Below are 932 nucleotides of genomic sequence, written 5' to 3'. Positions count from 1 at the left end.
GCCGCCATGCGCGCAGCCGCGCTCGCGCTCGATGCCCACGCCGACGCCGCCGATGCATCGTCGTCTTCCGCCGATACCAGCGGTTTGATCGTGATTCCGGGTCCGGGCGAAGCGAGGGCCGCTGCTACGGCGCCCAAGCTGGCGATGTCGCCAAGCCGCAGCGCTGCATCGAACGATGCGCCCGATGCCGGTGGTTTGATCGAGATCCCGGGCAATGGCGAGCCCAAAGCGGCTACTACTATTAGTAACGTTGGGAATAACGCTGGAAATAACGCTGGAAGCAGCGCCCGCACTCCGGCCGCAGCCGCCGATGCCCTGCCGCGCGTCATGGTCCAGGCATCCGCCTCGTCGCGCGACGTGATGCCCGTGGTCGTCACTCCCAATGGCAGCGCATCGGCTCAAGGCGCCACGCGCATTGCCACGCGAGGCTTTCAGGCCAGACCGATTGCTGCAACGCCCGCCGCCGGCATGATGCCCGTTTCGATGCGCTCCCCCGCGCCCATCCGCGCCCCGCTCCAACCCACGCCGGCCACGGCTGACGGATCCAATCAGCTCACGCAGGACGGCGACTCCATCCGTGCCGCCGCCCTCATGTTCCTGATGCAGCAGGCGGCGGGTTTGCCCGGCAAGGCCGACATCACCGTCACACCGGTCTTTCCGCGCGGCCTCGCGGCATGCTCGACGCTCGAACCGTTCCTGCCCGCAGGCTCGCGCCTCTGGGGCCGTACCACCGTCGGCGTACGCTGCTCCGGCGAGCGGCCGTGGACGCTCTACCTGCAGGCACGTGTCTCGGTGATGGCCACGTATTACCTCGCCGCGCGCGCCGTTGCACCCGGCGAAGTGCTGAGCGCCGCCGACCTGATTCCCCGCGACGGCGACCTCACCACCATGCCGCAAGCCATCGTCACGGATCCGTCACAGGCCGTCGGCGC

Annotated in this window: 1 protein-coding gene; it reads left to right on the top strand. The window is 69.0% G+C overall.

Features of this window, described 5'->3' with window-relative positions:
- Window positions 1-932: SAF domain-containing protein (locus EOS_RS42715; RefSeq protein WP_152693278.1), on the top strand; the 932-nt coding region annotated here is incomplete at both ends.

The sequence above is a fragment of the Caballeronia mineralivorans PML1(12) genome (genome assembly GCF_001028175.1).
Taxonomy (GTDB): domain Bacteria; phylum Pseudomonadota; class Gammaproteobacteria; order Burkholderiales; family Burkholderiaceae; genus Caballeronia; species Caballeronia mineralivorans.
Note: the sequence above shows the minus strand (reverse complement) of the source record. Positions and strands in the feature narration are given on the sequence as shown.